Below are 16,734 nucleotides of genomic sequence, written 5' to 3' on the forward strand. Positions count from 1 at the left end.
GTCCTTTCCGCTATATCTGAAACAATTTTAACGTCATTTGGCGAGCTTACTTTACCATGGAAACAATCTTTTCCGCACCATCAGCCATTGAATTAGCTGAGGTAATATTCAATCCTGAAGCTTCAAGAATTTCCTTTCCTTTGGCAACGTTTGTCCCTTCTAAGCGAACAACTAACGGGATTTCTAAACCTACTTGTTTCGTTGCTTCTACGACGCCTTCAGCGATCACATCACATTTCATAATTCCACCGAAAATATTAACGAAAATACCTTTTACATTCTTGTCAGATAAAATGATTTTAAATGCTTCCGTTACCTTTTCCGCTGTAGCACCGCCTCCAACATCAAGGAAATTAGCAGGCTCTCCACCATAATGCTTAATAATGTCCATTGTAGACATAGCGAGACCAGCTCCATTTACCATGCAGCCAATGTTTCCATCCAATGAAATATAGCTTAGATCGTACTTGGAAGCTTCTATTTCTTTTTCATCTTCTTCATCAAAATCACGCAAATCCATAATTTCCTTTTGACGGAATAAAGCGTTGTCATCAAAATTTAGTTTAGAATCCAAAGCTAATACTTCCCCGTCTCCAGTCGTTACCAATGGATTTATTTCAGCAATGGAACAATCCTTTTCAACAAATGCTGTATATAGACTCATCATAAATTTTGTAGCTTTTCCTAATAATTCATGTGGAATATTAATATTAAATGCCAATCTACGAGCTTGGAAACCTGTTAATCCAACGACGGGATCAATGACTTCTTTAAAAATCTTTTCAGGTGTAGCAGCAGCTACCTCTTCGATTTCTGTACCACCTTCTTCAGAAGCCATCATAACGACACGTGAGCTAGCACGATCGAGTACTACGCCAATATAATATTCATTTTGAATATCGCATCCCTCTTCAATTAACAAGCGTCTCACTTCTTGACCTTGGGGACCTGTTTGATGCGTTACTAACGTTTTACCGAGAATTTCATCGGCATATGTACGCACTTCATCCAAGTTTTTAGCTATTTTTACGCCGCCAGCTTTGCCACGTCCACCAGCATGAATTTGTGCTTTTACTACCGTGACATCGCTTCCTAATTTTTCAGCAGCTTCTACAGCTTCATCAACTGTATAGGCAACATGCCCATTAGGAACTTTAACGCCGTATTGTCGCAAAATCTCTTTGCCTTGATACTCATGAATGTTCATCCTATATCCTCCCATCAAAATTCACTGCATATCCATTGTATTAAAAAACCATTCAATTCACAAGAATTACCGCGTATCTTATCCTTTTTTGTAGAATCACTCATTTACGTTTTTCTTTCCGCATACATCATGTTGAAACGTTCATCTAGGCATGAATGCAAGTTTAAAGGGTTTAGAAAAACTTGGCTTACCGCCAAATCTTTATGGCGGAAGCTGTAGTTTTTCTTATACTATAAACCATAGAAATTTTATACTTTCCTATAGTGGAACAAAGGCGTGGGGCACCCGTTTAGCAACGTAACGAATGGAACGAATCAACTAAAGATAAAGGAATCATTCCACTAAAACAGGGGTATGCCGACGCCTGAGCGGCAAGCCCATTTTTAGTCGGCCTTCCTCTTTGCCGCGAACCGATGAGGCCTTATTGTAGGGCGCATTTCTAAAGTCGCATCGTTGTTGGGCTCATGCGCCGGACGTGGCTATTCGGATATTTCGTTATTTCCAAGCACCTCATTTTATACTAACTTATCTTATAAAAAAACAGCACCAGAAGACTACAACATGTCCTGTACAAATTAGCTTTCTTCATTCAAGGAAACAATACACAACGATGTTAGCCAAATGTAGCTACTATACAATTGAAACAGTATAATGGTTATAGGTTTCTTTATCATGCTAGCCGAGCTTATTTTTAAAATTGCTGATCCGTACGATATATAAATGCGAACACTTCTGCAACTGCCTCATATAGCTCTTCTGGAATGGTTTCATTAATGTTTAATTGTGCTAGCAACTCCACTAGAGAGGCATCTTCTAAAATAGGAATATTGTTTTCTTTAGCTGTTTCGATAATATCATCTGCAAGTTTCCCTTTCCCTGAAGCGGTAACTACAGGAGCAGCATGATGGGCTTCATGATAACGTAATGCTGCTGCTTTCCTCTGATTTTGATTCATATTCGAAAGTCAACCCCCTGATAAACCTGTGCATTAGAACTCGTTATGCTTTTCTTCTTTTCTTCTTCATGTAAGGTTAAAAATGAAATAGATGATAAATGATAATTCATTTCTCTCAATCCTTTTCTTAATAAAGGTTGTAATTTCATTGATAAACTTCGTAATGCTTTATGATCATTGAAAACGGTAATACTAACGTTTCTATTTTGGACATGCATATCCACCACGGTTTCTTTCATGTTTGTTAATTCCAAATAGAACACAATCCGACAATGGTCTGGATCTAGTTTCCCCGTTCGCAATTTTTTCCCTTCAAACTTTAATTCCATATCATTAGGTAATCCTAGCTTTATAGCTGGAATTTGTATATAAGCTTGCAAGAATCCATTTTGCGAATCCTGCACAGACGATATTTGTAAGCCATTTAAATGATGGAGTACTTGCTGTATTCGTTCTTTTAAAGCACCGTCTGTTTGCTGTAAAGCAAGAATTAACTGACTTTTTAACGTTACAGGAGGCGTCTCATCTTTCGCTAATTTGTATTCATGCGAAATACCGGAAAATTGCAAATGTTGTCTCACTAATTCAAGCCATTGCTTTTTTGGCTCTGCCAATACATATGTTTGTGATAAAGTAATAAAGCGTTCTAATTGCTGATATGTTTGTGGCTTTTGCAAAGATCGAAGCTGGACTAACAAACGACCAAAATCAATTGTCTGAGCATTTTTATCTGATATCAGAGTTGGGAAGGTTGCTGTGGTATCCTGTTTTAATTGTGACACCTCAGCTTCAGAAAGCGTAAACTGATTGGCAGCTGCTAATAGCAGTTTACTTTCCCATTTTTTCAAAATTTGATTGGCATGTTGCATCGTTTCCTGATGATGATGTATATAATGCTCTAGTTTTTTTAATGTTTGCAAAGACGTAATATTATTGTCTCCTCCCAATGTTTGAATGAGAGGCAAGAGCTGTTTGTTTTTTCCAACAAGCAGTTTATATATTTGCTGTTGGCTTTTAACCACATTTTCTGCAGATGGCTCTAGCAGGTCGCTTAATAGCTGTTGTAACGGCGAATTCTCCATATGTTGGGATAACATATGGGAAAGCTTTTGAAATTGGGCAACAAGTTGATTGTTTTTTTGTACATGTAGAGCTTGAAATGTCTGTTCATTTATGGGCAATTCATGTAAGACCATCTCTTTTATAATGGGGATAAGATCTTGTTTATTTTTATGCGCTGACATAAACTGAAAAGCTTGTTGAAGCTGCTGTCTATTAAAAGGCACTTGTTCTTCCATCAATTGTTGAACAAAAGCAACTTGATGCGCTGATGGTTTAAAAGAAAGCTGATTCAACAGGTGTTTAGCCCCAACGGCTGCAGTTTCATGTGTTTGGTTGCCTAATACTTTTAAGTTAAAAATCTCATCTGCCTGCATGATTTGAAAATGATAATGCAGCCCAGCTGTTAAAGGAGCTTGCAGCTGGGCTATCAGCTTTAAACCTCCTAATTGTATTTGCGCTTTATCTTGTGGGTATATTTTTATAACTTTCCCTTGGATTATTTGACCCTTTTTTAGTTGTTGCAGTTGGGGAAATACGGATTTATTCAGCTGTAAAATCTCTTTCAACTGTTGAATACGCAAACTGCTCCCCCCTCATTAGTAAATCATTTGTTTAATTGGTGCGAATGAACGGCGATGCTGTGGGCAAACACCGTATTCCTGCAATTTTTTAAAATGCTGTTCTGTACCATATCCCATATTGGAAGCAAATTCATACATTGGATATTGCCTATGTAATTGTTTCATATATTGATCTCTCGTCACTTTTGCTAATACACTTGCCGCTGCAATGGAAATGCTTTTTGCATCTCCTTTCGTAATTGCTTCCGTTGATAATGCTAGTTGTTCCAATTCGACCGCATCAATCAATACGTGTTCTGGAACAGGTTCTAATTTACCAATTGCTTCTTGCATTGCATATTTTGTAGCTTCCAATATATTCATTTGATCTATCATTTCACTTTCAACAATTGAAATCCCATAACTTATAGCGTGTTCTTTTATGTAATGAAAAAAATCATTTCGTTTGGCTTCCGTTAATCGTTTAGAATCATCTAACCCTAGCAATAGAAAGTCAGAAGGTAAAATAACTGCTGCTGCTACAACAGGACCAGCAAGGGGCCCTCTTCCTGCTTCGTCAACACCAGCGATATATGTCATTCCTTGTTTATAGTAGGATTGTTCGTAGATTGTCATCTCAGCGTGACGTTGCTGGAATGCTTGTAATTTCAACTGCTGTTTTTCATATTTTGCTATTAATTGCTGGACCCCTTTTCGTTCATCGGATCGTAAACTTGCGAGCAGCTCTTCATTAAATTGACCCGCCTGAAACAATCTGTTTAGTTCACTTATAGACTCCTTGTGCATTTTTACCCTTCCTCTTCTTTTATCGACCAAATTATTCATATCATAAATTCCAAGAGAGATATACAGTTAAAAAAATAAATCTCCACATAACAAGACACCCATCCGGAGATGCATGTCCTACGTTTTACTATTTTTATTCCTTTGTTTAAAATGCTTCTGTTTCTGGTGCTTCCAAAGATATTTTTCCAAGTTTACCTGAACGTAAATCTTGAATAACAATATCGGAGACTTTTGAAAAATCGACTTTGCCTCCACTTTGCAATGCCCCGCGTTGTTTACCGATATAAACAAAAATATCCCACATATCTTGCATCTCTTTATCTATGCTATAACGTTTTTCCAAATTCTCGGGATAGTGGATTTGCATATAGTGAATAGCAAATGCAACGACGTCCTGCAACGAGAGTAATTGATCTTTAATTGTTCCAATAGCTGCTAATCGATAGCCCACTTCTTCATCTTCAAATTTCGGCCATAATATCCCAGGAGTATCCAGTAATTCAAAATCTTTTTTCACTTTAATCCACTGTTGCTGTTTCGTGACACCCGGCTTATTTCCTGTTTTAGCAATTTTTTTATTTGCCAAACGATTGATGAGGGTGGATTTACCAACATTTGGAATACCAACAATGATCGCACGTGCTGCACGTGGTTGAATTCCTTTTGCTTTTAGCTTTTCCATTTTTTTCTTTGCCTGTTCTTTCGCCAATTGTATAACAGCTTGGATATCATTACGCTCATTCACATTAATGGCAATAGCTGAAATATTCTGTTGCTGAAAATAATCAATCCATTGTTCTGTTACTTGTTGGTCAGCTAAATCTTTTTTCATCATTACAATCATTTTTGATTTTTGGTGGATAACTTGCTGCAGCATGGGATTTTGGGAGGAAAGAGGTGCGCGAGCATCTACCAACTCAATAACAAAGTCAACAAGTTTAAGCTTTTCCTCTACTTCCCGCTTCGCTTTTGCCATATGACCTGGAAACCATTGAATCGTCATAATTAAAAACCTACTTTCTTATTAGTTGCATACGTTCCATTGGCCAATAGAGCAAACTCGTTTTACCTACAATTTGATCCATTGGCACCAACCCCAATACACGACTATCCGTTGAGTTTTCCCGATTATCACCCAAAACAAGCACATAATTTTCGGGAATCTCTTGGTAGTTTCCTGGAAGGTCTTCTAATATAAAATCATTGGTGTATATGGGTAATTCTGTCTGAATTCCTTGTTGATCGTTTAAATAATTTTGTTCTACTTCTTCCCCATTAATGTACAATATATTATCTTTTACTTCAACATGCTCCCCAGGTAAGCCGATAATACGTTTGATGAAATCTTTTTCTGTAGAAGCATGAAAAACAACAATGTCAAAGCGTTCCGGCTTTTTTACGTCATAAATAAATTTATTAACGATCAATTGATCTCCATTATGTAGTGTTGGCAACATCGATGGTCCCTCCACAACGACGGGAGCAAACAGAAATGTTCGAACGATAAAAGCCAAACTAAAAGCTATCAAAATTGCTTTTAACCAATCCAGCCACTCTTTATTAGATTTCTTTTTTTTTGCTTGCTCTGCCAATTGCTCGACCTCCCTGTTTTAACCAAAATTGCTAATTAAAAATGGTTTTTTCTTCCATACATTACTATATAAAAATTTCTCTTCTCCACAAACAGCACAATAGTCCATAGCGATAGCCGATTTTTTAAAATTGACTATAGTAGTCAAAATATTATATTTTCTTAACATGAACAAAGGCGCGGGGCGCCCGTTTAGCAACGTAGCGAATGGAACGAATCAACTAAAGATTTAGGAATCATGCCACTAAAAACAGGGGTATGCCGACGCCTGAGCGGCAAGCCCGGTTTTAGTCGGCCTTCCTCTTTGCCGCGAACCGATGAGGCCTTATCGTAGGGCGCATTTCTAAAGTCGCATCGTTGCTGGGCTCATGCGCCGGACGTGGCTATTCGGTTATTTCGTTATCTCCAAGCACCTCATTTTACACTTTTGTATGAAAAAAAGGCTATTTACCATTTAGGTAGTATTTCAAGAATCTAAACATTATAAAGCAAAATTTGTTCATCATAGATGGTGGCTTGCGCTCTTGGCGATCCATGGTGGTTTCTTATCTTATTAAAAAAGGAGCTTGTGCAAATTGCCAAGCTCCTTTCCCTAACATGCTCTGTCATGTATTCGATTAACGCCGTTCTTTAATACGAGCTGCTTTTCCACGAAGGTTACGTAAATAATAAAGCTTCGCACGACGTACAATACCACGACGTGTAACTTCAATTTTATCAATCCGTGGAGAATGTAAAGGGAATGTACGTTCCACACCAATACCGTAAGATAACTTTCTTACTGTAAATGTTTCACTGATTCCACCATTTTGACGTTTAATGACAACACCTTCGAACACCTGAATACGTTCGCGGGAACCTTCCACAACTTTCACGTGTACTTTTATTGTGTCCCCAGCGCGAAATTCAGGATGATCCGTACGCAATTGATCTTTTGTAATATCTTCAATTAACTTTTGCATCCTGGTTCACTCCTTCCAAACCAATGCTCTTATCTCCTAGATGACAGCGGAACATCGTTGATCAAGCCTAAAGCATATCACTTTAAACACAAGTATAAATATACCATATACATGAACAGACTGCAACTACTTTTTTTCGTTTTGTAGCTCGTTTAACAAACACTGTAAATCTGCTGATAGATTCTTCTTAAGCAATAAATCTTTTCGCCGTTCATACGTTCGCTCAAGAGCTTGCCTTTTTCTCCAAGCCTCTATTTTTGCATGGTCGCCAGATAGTAAAACTTCAGGAACTTCCATCCCTCGAAAGTTAGCAGGTCGTGTGTAATGCGGGTGCTCCAATAGACCAGTTGAGAAGGAATCCTGAGGTGCGGATTCCTCATTTCCAAGCACATCTGGCAGCAGCCGAATAACACTGTCCATCACTACCATTGCTCCTAGTTCGCCACCTGTTAAAACATAGTCGCCTATCGATATTTCATCACTCGCTACATGCGAGCGTATACGTTCATCAAAACCTTCATAATGTCCACAAATAAGGATAAGATGATCCTCTTCTGCTAATTCTTCTGCTTTTTTTTGTGTATATGTCTCTCCTTGCGGGCACATTAAAATTATCCGCGGTTGGGTAGGGCGTTTACTTTTTACTGCTTCGACGGCATCAAATATCGGTTGTGGTGCTAATACCATTCCTGCTCCTCCACCATATGGGTAGTCATCCACCTTCTGATGCTTATGTTGGGAATAGTCACGAAAATTCACAAGGTCATAGGTGAATTTATTTCTATCTTGTGCTTTCTTTAAAATCGAGGACCCCATTACCCCAGAAAACATTTCTGGAAAGAGCGTTAATACATCGATATGCATTTAGTCCAACAACCCTTCCATTGGAGAAATGGTCACTTTCTTCGCTTCTACATCCACATCTATCACCACATCTTCAATGTACGGAATAAGTGCGTTTTTTCCGTTTTTTCGCTCGACTACCCAAACGTCATTCGCTCCAGGCGACAAAATCTCTGTAATGGTACCTATTTCTTCTCCCGCCTGTGTAACCATTGTACATCCGATTATTTCATGGTAATAAAATTCATGTTCCGCTAATTCCGTCTGCTGTGATTGGGGAATCTTTAGCTCACAGCCTTTGAAAGCGATCATATCATTGATGTTTTGATAGCCCTCAAATTGAAGCAAATCGAAACCCTTATGCACTCGATGGCTGGAAATGGTCATCTTAATAGGCTCCTGTCCATGTTTTATAATGTAGACATCATTACCAACTTCAAACCGATCATTAAAATCGGTTATCCGTAACACTTTTACCTCCCCTTTTATCCCATGAGTATTGACTATTTTTCCTACAGTAAACATTTGTTCTGTCATTATCTCACCTGCTATTCATCAATTCGTATCACGATATTATCTTTTACAATGATTGCCTGTTCTTTCATTATTTCATTCCATTGCGATCCTTCTGTAACCTCAACAAGAGCTTCAACTTCCCTTTCAACAATTTCACTACCGATTTCAAGCATATCCAATTGCTCCATTTTAAACTCAGCAAGTTTGATCTTTTCTTTTCGATTATTTAATTCTTGTTGGAATCGATGCTCGATTTCCTGCTTTGAATAACCGGATTTATTTTGCAATTTGCGCTGCTCAAACAACAACTGTTGACACTCTTGTTCAAGTCGCATTTTATGATCATGAAAGTTAGCTTTGATTTTTTCCTTACTATTCTCCGTTAACACCTGTTTTATTTGTACCTTTTTTATAATTTGCATATTTATCGCCTCACTCTCAAAACGTCTAAAGCAGAACATAGTTTTTTTAGTTGGGACAAACCATATTGAAAAATGGGTTGACGCGTGCATTCCTACTCTTCTCCATCGAACTGCAAATACGGTATCAATGAATCTGAATAAACGGTCGTTTACTTCTATGCTAGCATTTACGTGTTTAGAAAAACTTGGCTTGTCGCCAAGTCTTGTGGCGGAAGCCTTTGTTTTTCTTATACTATAAATCAAAAAAATCTTATACTTTCCTATAGTGTAAAAAAGGAAAGGGTTTATTTCCTCCCTTTCCCTTTACATAATATCTAAATACACACGTTTATTACTATTTGACTTTGCTGCATAAACAACCGTTCGAATTGCTTTCGCAATTCGCCCGTTTTTACCGATCACCTTACCGACATCTTCAGGATGAACAGAAAGATGATAAACAATTTTCGTTTCTTCCTCTGTTTCTTTAATCACAACATCTTCAGGATGATCTACAAGTGATGTAACAATCGTTTCAATAAGAGCTTTCATGTTATCACTCTACTTTGCAACTTGATTTTTTTGCTCGTGGAACTTTTTCATGATGCCTTGTTTAGAGAATAGATTGCGAACTGTATCACTAGGCTTTGCACCTTTAGACATCCAGTCAAGTGCTTTATCCTCATCTATTTTAACTTCAACTGGATTAACTACAGGGTTATATGTTCCTATTTGTTCAATAGAACGCCCGTCACGTGGCGCACGTGAATCAGCGACAACAATACGGTAGAATGGGTTTCTCTTTGATCCCATACGTTTCAAACGAATCTTTACTGCCATTTTCTTGCACCTCCATCTTTAATAACTTAACACATTTTTAAATTCTAGCAGAAAAAACAAAGTCTGTAAAGTGTTTTTCCATTACAGAAAGAAAATATTGTATTTCATGGGTTATTCCATTGTTGGCATGAACCATTAAAGCGTGCTGAAGTAGCCTTGAAATCCCATTTCTTTCATTCTCCTAAAAACCGTTATAAGCTAAAGACATTGTGTTTGGAAAAGGAGTTCCTCTTTATTACATAAATGGGAGTTTCATGCCTTTTCCTTTTTTACCTTTCTTGCCTTTTTGCATATTCGTCATTTGCTTCATCATTTTCTTCATTTCTTCAAATTGCTTTAGTAATCTGTTTACTTGTGACACATTCGTGCCTGAACCTTTAGCTACTCGTTTTTTTCTACCTGCATTCATGATACTTGGATCCTGACGTTCTTGCTTTGTCATAGACTTTATGATCGCTTCCACATGCGAAAGCTGTTTTTCATCGAATTGGGCATTTTTTAGCCCCTTCATTTTGTTTGCTCCGGGAATCATGGCCATTAAATCTTCTAATGGACCCATTTTTTTTACCTGTCCCATTTGTTCCAAAAAATCGTCCAAAGTAAATGACATCGTGCGCATTTTCTCTTCCAATTCTTTGGCTTGCTTTTCATCCACATTGGTTTGTGCCTTTTCAATTAAAGATAGTACATCGCCCATGCCTAGAATCCTAGAGGCCATCCGGTCAGGGTGAAATGCTTCTAACTCATCAAGCTTCTCTCCCATTCCGGCAAACTTGATTGGCTTGTCAGTCACAGCTTTAATGGAAAGAGCTGCACCACCACGTGTATCCCCATCCAGCTTCGTTAAAATGACGCCAGTTATATCAAGTTGCTCATTGAAGCTTTCCGCAACATTTATTGCGTCCTGTCCAGTCATGGAGTCAACAACAAGATAAATTTCATGCGGTTGCACTTCTGCTTTAATCTGTTGTAATTCTCCCATCAGTTCGTTATCTACATGTAAACGACCAGCAGTATCGATAATGACATAATCATGATGGTCTTCTTTTGCCTTTTCTAGCGCGTTTTTCGCAATATCAACTGGATTTGCCTCTTCCCCCATGGAAAACACAGCCATATCAAGCTGACGCCCCAATGTTTCCAGCTGTTGAATTGCTGCCGGACGGTAAACATCGCAGGCAACAAGTAGAGGGTTACGATTGTGTTTTTTGCGCAGTAAGTTGGCTAGTTTTCCAGAGGTGGTTGTTTTCCCTGCTCCTTGTAAGCCTACCATCATAATCACAGTAGGTCCGCGATCAGCTACAGCAATTTTACTTTGTTCACCGCCCATTAAGGCCGTTAGCTCTTCTTTGACGACTTTAATAACCTGTTGTCCTGGAGTTAAACTTTCCATTACTTCTTGACCAACAGCACGTTCTTTAATATTTTTGATAAGGTCCTTAACCACTTTATAGTTAACATCAGCTTCTAGCAAGGCCAAACGAACTTCTCGCGTCATTTCTTTTACGTCTTGCTCAGATACCTTACCCTTACCAGTTATTTTTTTTATCGTACTTTGCAGGCGGTCAGCTAATCCTTCAAATGCCATAGAAGGTGTCCCCCTAATCCAATTCTTTTAATTTAATCACGAGCTGTTGCACATCTTTGTTGCCAGAAGTTATTTCTTCTAGCTGCTTTAACAGCTCAAAGCGCTGCTGAAATTTATTATATAAGCCAAGCTTTTGCTCATACGATTCCAGCATTTGTTCCGTTCGCTTTATATTATCATACACAGCTTGCCTTGATACATCAAATACTTCAGAGATCTCTCCAAGCGAATAATCCTCTAAATAGTACATTTCCATATAATTTCGCTGTTTAGGTGTAAGTAATGCCTGATAAAAATCAAATAGATAATTCATTCTTGTCGTTTTTTCCAGCATCTTGCTACACCTCTTATCGTTAATTTATTAGATAAACGTATTTCGTGCGTCTCGCTTACGTCATTAGAAATGGCGTTTCTCACAATGATAAACTTACTTTACTCACTACAACGTAAGAATAACGAAATGAAATATATGTGTCAAGTAAACTTCCTTTATTCTTTTTCCAGTAAATCAGCAAATAAACCATAGACAAATGCATGTGCATCAAATGGGCGTAAATCATTAACGCCTTCTCCTAAACCGACAAACTTAACCGGTATTTGTAACTCATTTCGTATAGCTAAAACAATTCCACCTTTAGCCGTTCCATCTAGTTTTGTTAATACAATTCCCGTTACATCTGTTGCCTCAGCAAATATTTTAGCTTGACTTAACGCATTTTGTCCTGTTGTCGCATCCAACACAAGCAAAACTTCATGCGGTGCATGAGGAACTTCTCGTTCGATTACGCGCTTTACTTTTGCTAGTTCGTTCATTAAATTCACTTTGTTTTGCAGCCTGCCAGCGGTATCACAAATGAGAACGTCGGCTTGCTTCGATTTAGCTGATTTGATCCCATCAAATATAACAGCTGCTGGATCACTTCCGGAATTTTGTTTTACGACGTCAACACCTGTTCGCTCGCCCCAAACTTCTAATTGTTCAATCGCTCCAGCGCGAAAGGTGTCCCCAGCAGCAAGCATAACCTTCTTTCCTTCCTGCTTAAGCTGATGAGCTAGTTTACCAATTGAGGTTGTTTTCCCTACCCCGTTTACTCCTACAACCAAGATAATCGAAAGCTCACCTTCCTGAAGAGAAAGACTTTCTATTTCCTGTTCGTTATCACCATAATAAATTTCTACCAGCTTTTCAGAAATAACATCTTTCATTTCTGTCGTGTCTTTAATGTTTTGTCGTTTTACTTCCATTTTCAATTCGTCAATCAAGTCCATAACAGTAGCTACACCAGTATCAGCAGAGATTAACACCTCTTCCAATTCTTCAAAGAAGTCTTCATCCACTTTTCGATATCTAGCGAGCAAATCGTTAATTTTACTGGAAAATGTTTGCCGGCTCTTTTTCATTCCTTCTTTATACTTTTCTGATACATCTTCCGCATGTTCTTCATTTCTTTGAAACTTGTTTTTTAACTTATCCATAAAACCCATCATGCATTCCTCCTTATTGTTCCACTAATTGTTCTGTATCTTCTAAGCGGACGGATACTAACCGTGACACACCTGACTCCTGCATGGTTACACCGTATAACACATCTGCTTCTTCCATCGTACCTTTACGGTGAGTAATGACGATAAACTGCGTCTTTTCACTAAACAATTTCACATATTTGGCAAACCTCGCCACATTGGCTTCATCCAATGCAGCTTCTACTTCATCCAGTACACAAAACGGAACTGGACGAACACGTAAAATTGCAAACAATAATGCAATCGCGGTTAATGCCCGTTCTCCGCCTGATAACAGTCCGAGATGTTGCAGTTTTTTCCCTGGTGGCTGTGCAATAATATCCACCCCTGTATCAAGCAGATTTTTCGGATCGGTCAATTTTAGCTCCGCGTGCCCCCCGCCAAACAATTGCTGAAAGACATCGGCAAATGCTTCTTTAATTTGCGAGAATGTTTCACCAAAACGGTTTTTCATTTCTTCATCCATTTCACTGATTACTTGATGAAGGGTTTGCTTTGCTTCAACAAGATCTGTTTGTTGTTCTTTTAAGAAGCTATATCGCTCATTAATACGCTCATATTCATCAATAGCTCCTAAATTTACCGTTCCTAATTGTTCGATTTGCTGTTTCAACTGTGTAACGGAAGCTTGGGCAGCCTGTTTATCTTTTGCTTTTTCGTACATTTGCTGGGCCTTTTCATATGTCATCAAATACTCACTCTGCAAATGGTTTAGTAAATTCTCAAGCTCCACATCGATTCGATTGGACTGAACTTCCTTCTGATTTAAAGTTCGTCTAAGTTCATCCAACTGCTTGTGAATCAGCTTTAGTTCCTGTTCTTGATCTTGAATCTGTTTGGAGCGAGTAGTACGTTCTGTACGTATTTTTTCAATAGAAGCAGTTATTTCCTGCTTAGCTCTAGATTGTTGCCTAATCATATCATCTATTTGTTCCTCTGATTCGTTTGCTTCTTGGAATTCTACTAGGTTTTTCCATTCTTCGACATATTGGTCATATTCATGTTGAAGTTCTGTAAGTTGTTCTTGTACTTGCTTTGTTTTTTCACGCTGGTTTCTTACCCGTTCATCTTGCTCTGCCAATAAAACTTGCTTTTGGTGTAATTCTTCCTGCAGTTTTTCTTTATTATTTTTCAGCTCCGTTTGCTGTTTGTTTAAATCCTGAATTTCTTGTTCAATTTCTTTTGCTTGCTGATCTAACTGAATTAGCTCTTTCTCAAGAAGCATCTTGCGGTTCGCTAGGTCGTCACGATCCTCTGTATGCTGCCGCTTATCTTGATCATAGATACGTAATCGATCATTTAAAGCATGTAGCTTCATTTCCAATTCACGAAAATCTGTCTGCATTTGTTGTAGCTGCTTTTGCTCAGCTTGCAACGTTGTTTCTTCCGTTTTTAACTGCTCTTCTAAAACTTGAATTTGTCGTTTTTGGCGCTGGACATTTTTTTCGAATTCCAATATCTTTTTGTCAAAAGCTTGTAATTTTGCAGTCATTTCTTCAAGCTCTTTTTCACGTGTAAATAGAGATTGATTCGTTTTTTTCTTCGCCCCCCCAGACATAGATCCACCGGGGTTAACTACATCGCCATCCAGTGTAACTATACGATAACGTCTGGAAGACAAAGCTGCTAGCTCATTGGCATCTTTTAATGTTTTAGCAATGACGACATGACCCATTAAATGGTTAATGGCTTTGCGGTAAACGGCATCTGTCTGAATAAGTTCAGCAGCGATTCCGACATAACCAGCATGCCCGATTAGTTTTCTTTTTATATCATTTGGAATAAACCGTTCCTGGATAGAAGAGAGTGGCAAAAATGTTGCTCTGCCGTTATTGGTTTGCTTCAACCAGGAAATAGATTGCCTCGCAGAACGCTCATCTTTTACAACAATATGCTGCGCTTGCCCCCCGAGTACTGTCTCCATGGCAGTAATATATGCCTTGGGAACATCCATTAATTCGATAATCGCTCCGTATACACCAGAAAGCTTCTTTTCTTCTCTCGCTTTTAAAACAGCTTTAACTCCTTGAAAAAAGCCTTGAAAGTCTTCTTTCATTTCCTCCAGCATTTCTTTTTTCGATTTGATTTTTTCTATATACTGATACCCTTGATACAATTTGGTTTGAGCTTCTTGAAAAGCATGACGCTCTCGTTCTAATGATTGCTTGATGGATTGGATGTTTTTTTCTTTTTGGGTGCATGTTTGCTTTTGCTGTTCAACATCAGGTGTGAGCCGCTTCACTTTTTCTAGTAATTCTTCTCTATCATGAATCAGTCCAGCAAATTTTTCCGATTGCTTCTCTGTTATAGCAGCTACCTGCTGTAGGCGTTCTTCCAACGTTTGTTTTTCATTGCGTTTAGCAGCTTGCTCATTTAAGCACTCAATATAATCTGATTTCCGATCTTCTATCTTTTCGGCTAGATCCGCATTCCCTAAACGGAGCTTACTTTCTAACTGTTTAACAGATTGTTCTGTTGCTTTTTTTGCTGTTTGCAAATCAGCCAAATGTTTCTTTTCTTGCACAAATACATCATGTAACTGCCCTATTCGTACAGAGGTTTGATTTTTTTGGGCACCTAGCTTTGCCTTGTTTTCGAAAAAATGCTTGGAACGCTCAAGAAACAACTGTTTTTTTCCCTCATATTTCTCTAATGTTTGCGTTACAGTTAATAAATCTGCTTGCAATTGTTCGAATTGTTGATCCATTTGTTGCAGTGAGTGACGTTCCTTGTCTTGCTCCTTTTCTTTCTGATCCAATTTATGCTGTACACTTTGCTGTTTATCTTTCAACTGATCTATTTCTTTTAATAATGATTGCCACTCTGTATGAAGACGTTCAATTTCTGCTAGCAAGTAAGTAATCTCTGTTTCCTTTAATTGATCTTTGAACACCTGATATTGACGTGCTATTTCTGCTTGTTCTTGCAATGGTTGGATTTGTTGTTCAATTTCATGAATAATATCTTCAACACGGTTTAAATTTTCTTGTGTCTCAGCGAGCTTATATTCTGCCTTTTTCTTTCGTTGTTTATATTTTAAAACACCTGCAGCTTCTTCAAATATGGTTCTTCTTTCTTCAGCCTTGGAGCTTAGTATTTCTTCTACTTTCCCTTGACTAATAATCGAAAAAGCTTCCCTGCCTAGCCCAGAATCCATAAATAAATGGACAATATCTTTTAACCGACAGGACTGGTTATTAATATAGTACTCACTATCTCCGGAACGATAGACGCGTCTCGTTACACTTACCTCGTCATAATCTAATGGTAGAAGCTGATCATGATTATCGAGAACTAACGTTACTTCAGCAACATTTAACGGCTTACGCGTATCACTCCCTTGAAAAATGATATCTTCCATTTTAGAGCCGCGCAGCGATTTCGCTGATTGTTCACCAAGCACCCAACGGATAGCGTCCGTTATATTACTTTTACCACTTCCATTTGGTCCTACAACTGCGGTTACACCAGGAACAAAATCAACGTTTATTCGTTTAGCAAACGATTTAAAGCCTACGCTTTCTAATCTTTTCAAATACATCCGACATTTCTCCTAATTAACGAAAGAATATGTATATTATCATACTCTATACTACTAATAAATTTTTGAGCTGAGACAAACGTAAAACCCGAACTATCTAGAAATGGTGGATAATGCATATAACCCTTCTCCGGATATAAACTTCGCACACCTTAGATCGGCTAGTGAGCGTCCTCTTGCAACGCACTATCGGGACGCGCGGATGCCTTTTTACCGTTTAGTTTCAAAGCTACCAGCGCGTCATCTGTCTTCAGAGTTGACTGTATAGTTTCCTATACAATAAAAAAACGGTTGGCATTTTACCGCATTTATTTTATCATAAATGTAATGGTAAAAG

16 protein-coding genes are annotated in these 16,734 nt (G+C 38.2%); all 16 read right to left on the reverse strand.

Annotated features, from left to right (window positions below; translation table 11 throughout):
- Window positions 1-46 precede the first annotated feature (46 nt).
- The 16 genes from sucC to smc all read right to left on the reverse strand — a co-directional run bounded on the left by sucC (window position 47) and on the right by smc (window position 16,397).
- On the reverse strand, window positions 47-1,207 hold the full coding sequence (gene sucC / locus KBP50_RS09850; RefSeq protein ID WP_050352725.1) for an ADP-forming succinate--CoA ligase subunit beta: 1,161 nt from the start codon (window positions 1,205-1,207) through the stop codon (window positions 47-49).
- A gap of 691 nt (window positions 1,208-1,898) precedes the next feature.
- Window positions 1,899-2,162, reverse strand: coding sequence for an EscU/YscU/HrcU family type III secretion system export apparatus switch protein (locus KBP50_RS09855; RefSeq protein ID WP_050352724.1), 264 nt, complete (start codon window positions 2,160-2,162; stop codon window positions 1,899-1,901).
- A complete protein-coding gene (locus KBP50_RS09860) occupies window positions 2,159-3,805 on the reverse strand; it encodes a hypothetical protein (protein ID WP_050352723.1) in 1,647 nt (548 codons plus the stop codon). Before KBP50_RS09860 ends, KBP50_RS09855 begins: the two co-directional genes overlap by 4 nt.
- A 15-nt stretch (window positions 3,806-3,820) precedes the next feature.
- The gene (locus KBP50_RS09865) at window positions 3,821-4,591 is read right to left on the reverse strand and encodes a ribonuclease HII (protein ID WP_050352722.1); all 771 of its coding nucleotides are present in this window, start codon (window positions 4,589-4,591) and stop codon (window positions 3,821-3,823) included.
- 145 nt (window positions 4,592-4,736) lie between these two features.
- Window positions 4,737-5,594 carry a ribosome biogenesis GTPase YlqF gene (ylqF, locus tag KBP50_RS09870; RefSeq protein ID WP_050352721.1) on the reverse strand — a complete coding sequence of 286 codons (858 nt, stop codon included), beginning with the start codon at window positions 5,592-5,594 and terminating at the stop codon, window positions 4,737-4,739.
- A gap of 10 nt (window positions 5,595-5,604) precedes the next feature.
- A complete protein-coding gene (lepB, locus tag KBP50_RS09875; protein ID WP_050352720.1) occupies window positions 5,605-6,183 on the reverse strand; it encodes a signal peptidase I in 579 nt (192 codons plus the stop codon).
- Between the two features lie 616 nt (window positions 6,184-6,799).
- Entirely contained in the window at window positions 6,800-7,144 is a 345-nt protein-coding gene (gene rplS / locus KBP50_RS09880) for a 50S ribosomal protein L19 (RefSeq protein WP_050352719.1), read from the reverse strand.
- A gap of 126 nt (window positions 7,145-7,270) precedes the next feature.
- Entirely contained in the window at window positions 7,271-8,008 is a 738-nt protein-coding gene (trmD, locus tag KBP50_RS09885) for a tRNA (guanosine(37)-N1)-methyltransferase TrmD (protein WP_050352718.1), read from the reverse strand.
- Window positions 8,009-8,524: a ribosome maturation factor RimM gene (rimM, locus tag KBP50_RS09890; protein ID WP_050352717.1), complete on the reverse strand. Its 516-nt coding sequence runs from the start codon at window positions 8,522-8,524 to the stop codon at window positions 8,009-8,011.
- Between the two features lie 11 nt (window positions 8,525-8,535).
- Window positions 8,536-8,925: a YlqD family protein gene (locus tag KBP50_RS09895; protein ID WP_050352716.1), complete on the reverse strand. Its 390-nt coding sequence runs from the start codon at window positions 8,923-8,925 to the stop codon at window positions 8,536-8,538.
- Between the two features lie 303 nt (window positions 8,926-9,228).
- Window positions 9,229-9,456, reverse strand: a complete 228-nt coding sequence (locus KBP50_RS09900) for a KH domain-containing protein (RefSeq protein WP_050352715.1) — start codon at window positions 9,454-9,456, stop codon at window positions 9,229-9,231.
- A gap of 9 nt (window positions 9,457-9,465) precedes the next feature.
- Window positions 9,466-9,744: a 30S ribosomal protein S16 gene (gene rpsP / locus KBP50_RS09905; RefSeq protein ID WP_050352714.1), complete on the reverse strand. Its 279-nt coding sequence runs from the start codon at window positions 9,742-9,744 to the stop codon at window positions 9,466-9,468.
- A gap of 235 nt (window positions 9,745-9,979) precedes the next feature.
- Window positions 9,980-11,332 carry a signal recognition particle protein gene (gene ffh / locus KBP50_RS09910; protein ID WP_050352713.1) on the reverse strand — a complete coding sequence of 451 codons (1,353 nt, stop codon included), beginning with the start codon at window positions 11,330-11,332 and terminating at the stop codon, window positions 9,980-9,982.
- Between the two features lie 13 nt (window positions 11,333-11,345).
- Window positions 11,346-11,666, reverse strand: coding sequence for a putative DNA-binding protein (locus KBP50_RS09915; protein ID WP_050352712.1), 321 nt, complete (start codon window positions 11,664-11,666; stop codon window positions 11,346-11,348).
- Between the two features lie 155 nt (window positions 11,667-11,821).
- Window positions 11,822-12,817, reverse strand: a complete 996-nt coding sequence (gene ftsY, locus KBP50_RS09920; protein ID WP_050352711.1) for a signal recognition particle-docking protein FtsY — start codon at window positions 12,815-12,817, stop codon at window positions 11,822-11,824.
- A 13-nt stretch (window positions 12,818-12,830) separates the two neighbouring features.
- Complete coding sequence (gene smc / locus KBP50_RS09925; protein WP_050352710.1) at window positions 12,831-16,397, reverse strand: chromosome segregation protein SMC; 3,567 nt, start codon at window positions 16,395-16,397, stop codon at window positions 12,831-12,833.
- Between the last annotated feature and the right edge of the window lie 337 nt (window positions 16,398-16,734).

The sequence above is a fragment of the Virgibacillus pantothenticus genome (assembly GCF_018075365.1).
GTDB lineage: Bacteria > Bacillota > Bacilli > Bacillales > Amphibacillaceae > Virgibacillus > Virgibacillus pantothenticus.

Bases quoted from the DNA above. Each gene is read 5' to 3' on its own strand.
- sucC (WP_050352725.1), bottom strand. From the start codon at position 1,207: ATGAACATTCATGAGTATCAAGGCAAAGAGATTTTGCGACAATACGGC.
- KBP50_RS09855 (WP_050352724.1), bottom strand. From the start codon at position 2,162: ATGAATCAAAATCAGAGGAAAGCAGCAGCATTACGTTATCATGAAGCC.
- KBP50_RS09865 (WP_050352722.1), bottom strand. From the start codon at position 4,591: ATGCACAAGGAGTCTATAAGTGAACTAAACAGATTGTTTCAGGCGGGT.
- ylqF (WP_050352721.1), bottom strand. From the start codon at position 5,594: ATGACGATTCAATGGTTTCCAGGTCATATGGCAAAAGCGAAGCGGGAA.
- rplS (WP_050352719.1), bottom strand. From the start codon at position 7,144: ATGCAAAAGTTAATTGAAGATATTACAAAAGATCAATTGCGTACGGAT.
- trmD (WP_050352718.1), bottom strand. From the start codon at position 8,008: ATGCATATCGATGTATTAACGCTCTTTCCAGAAATGTTTTCTGGGGTA.
- rimM (WP_050352717.1), bottom strand. From the start codon at position 8,524: ATGACAGAACAAATGTTTACTGTAGGAAAAATAGTCAATACTCATGGG.
- KBP50_RS09895 (WP_050352716.1), bottom strand. From the start codon at position 8,925: ATGCAAATTATAAAAAAGGTACAAATAAAACAGGTGTTAACGGAGAAT.
- KBP50_RS09900 (WP_050352715.1), bottom strand. From the start codon at position 9,456: ATGAAAGCTCTTATTGAAACGATTGTTACATCACTTGTAGATCATCCT.
- rpsP (WP_050352714.1), bottom strand. From the start codon at position 9,744: ATGGCAGTAAAGATTCGTTTGAAACGTATGGGATCAAAGAGAAACCCA.
- ffh (WP_050352713.1), bottom strand. From the start codon at position 11,332: ATGGCATTTGAAGGATTAGCTGACCGCCTGCAAAGTACGATAAAAAAA.
- KBP50_RS09915 (WP_050352712.1), bottom strand. From the start codon at position 11,666: ATGCTGGAAAAAACGACAAGAATGAATTATCTATTTGATTTTTATCAG.
- ftsY (WP_050352711.1), bottom strand. From the start codon at position 12,817: ATGGGTTTTATGGATAAGTTAAAAAACAAGTTTCAAAGAAATGAAGAA.
- smc (WP_050352710.1), bottom strand. From the start codon at position 16,397: ATGTATTTGAAAAGATTAGAAAGCGTAGGCTTTAAATCGTTTGCTAAA.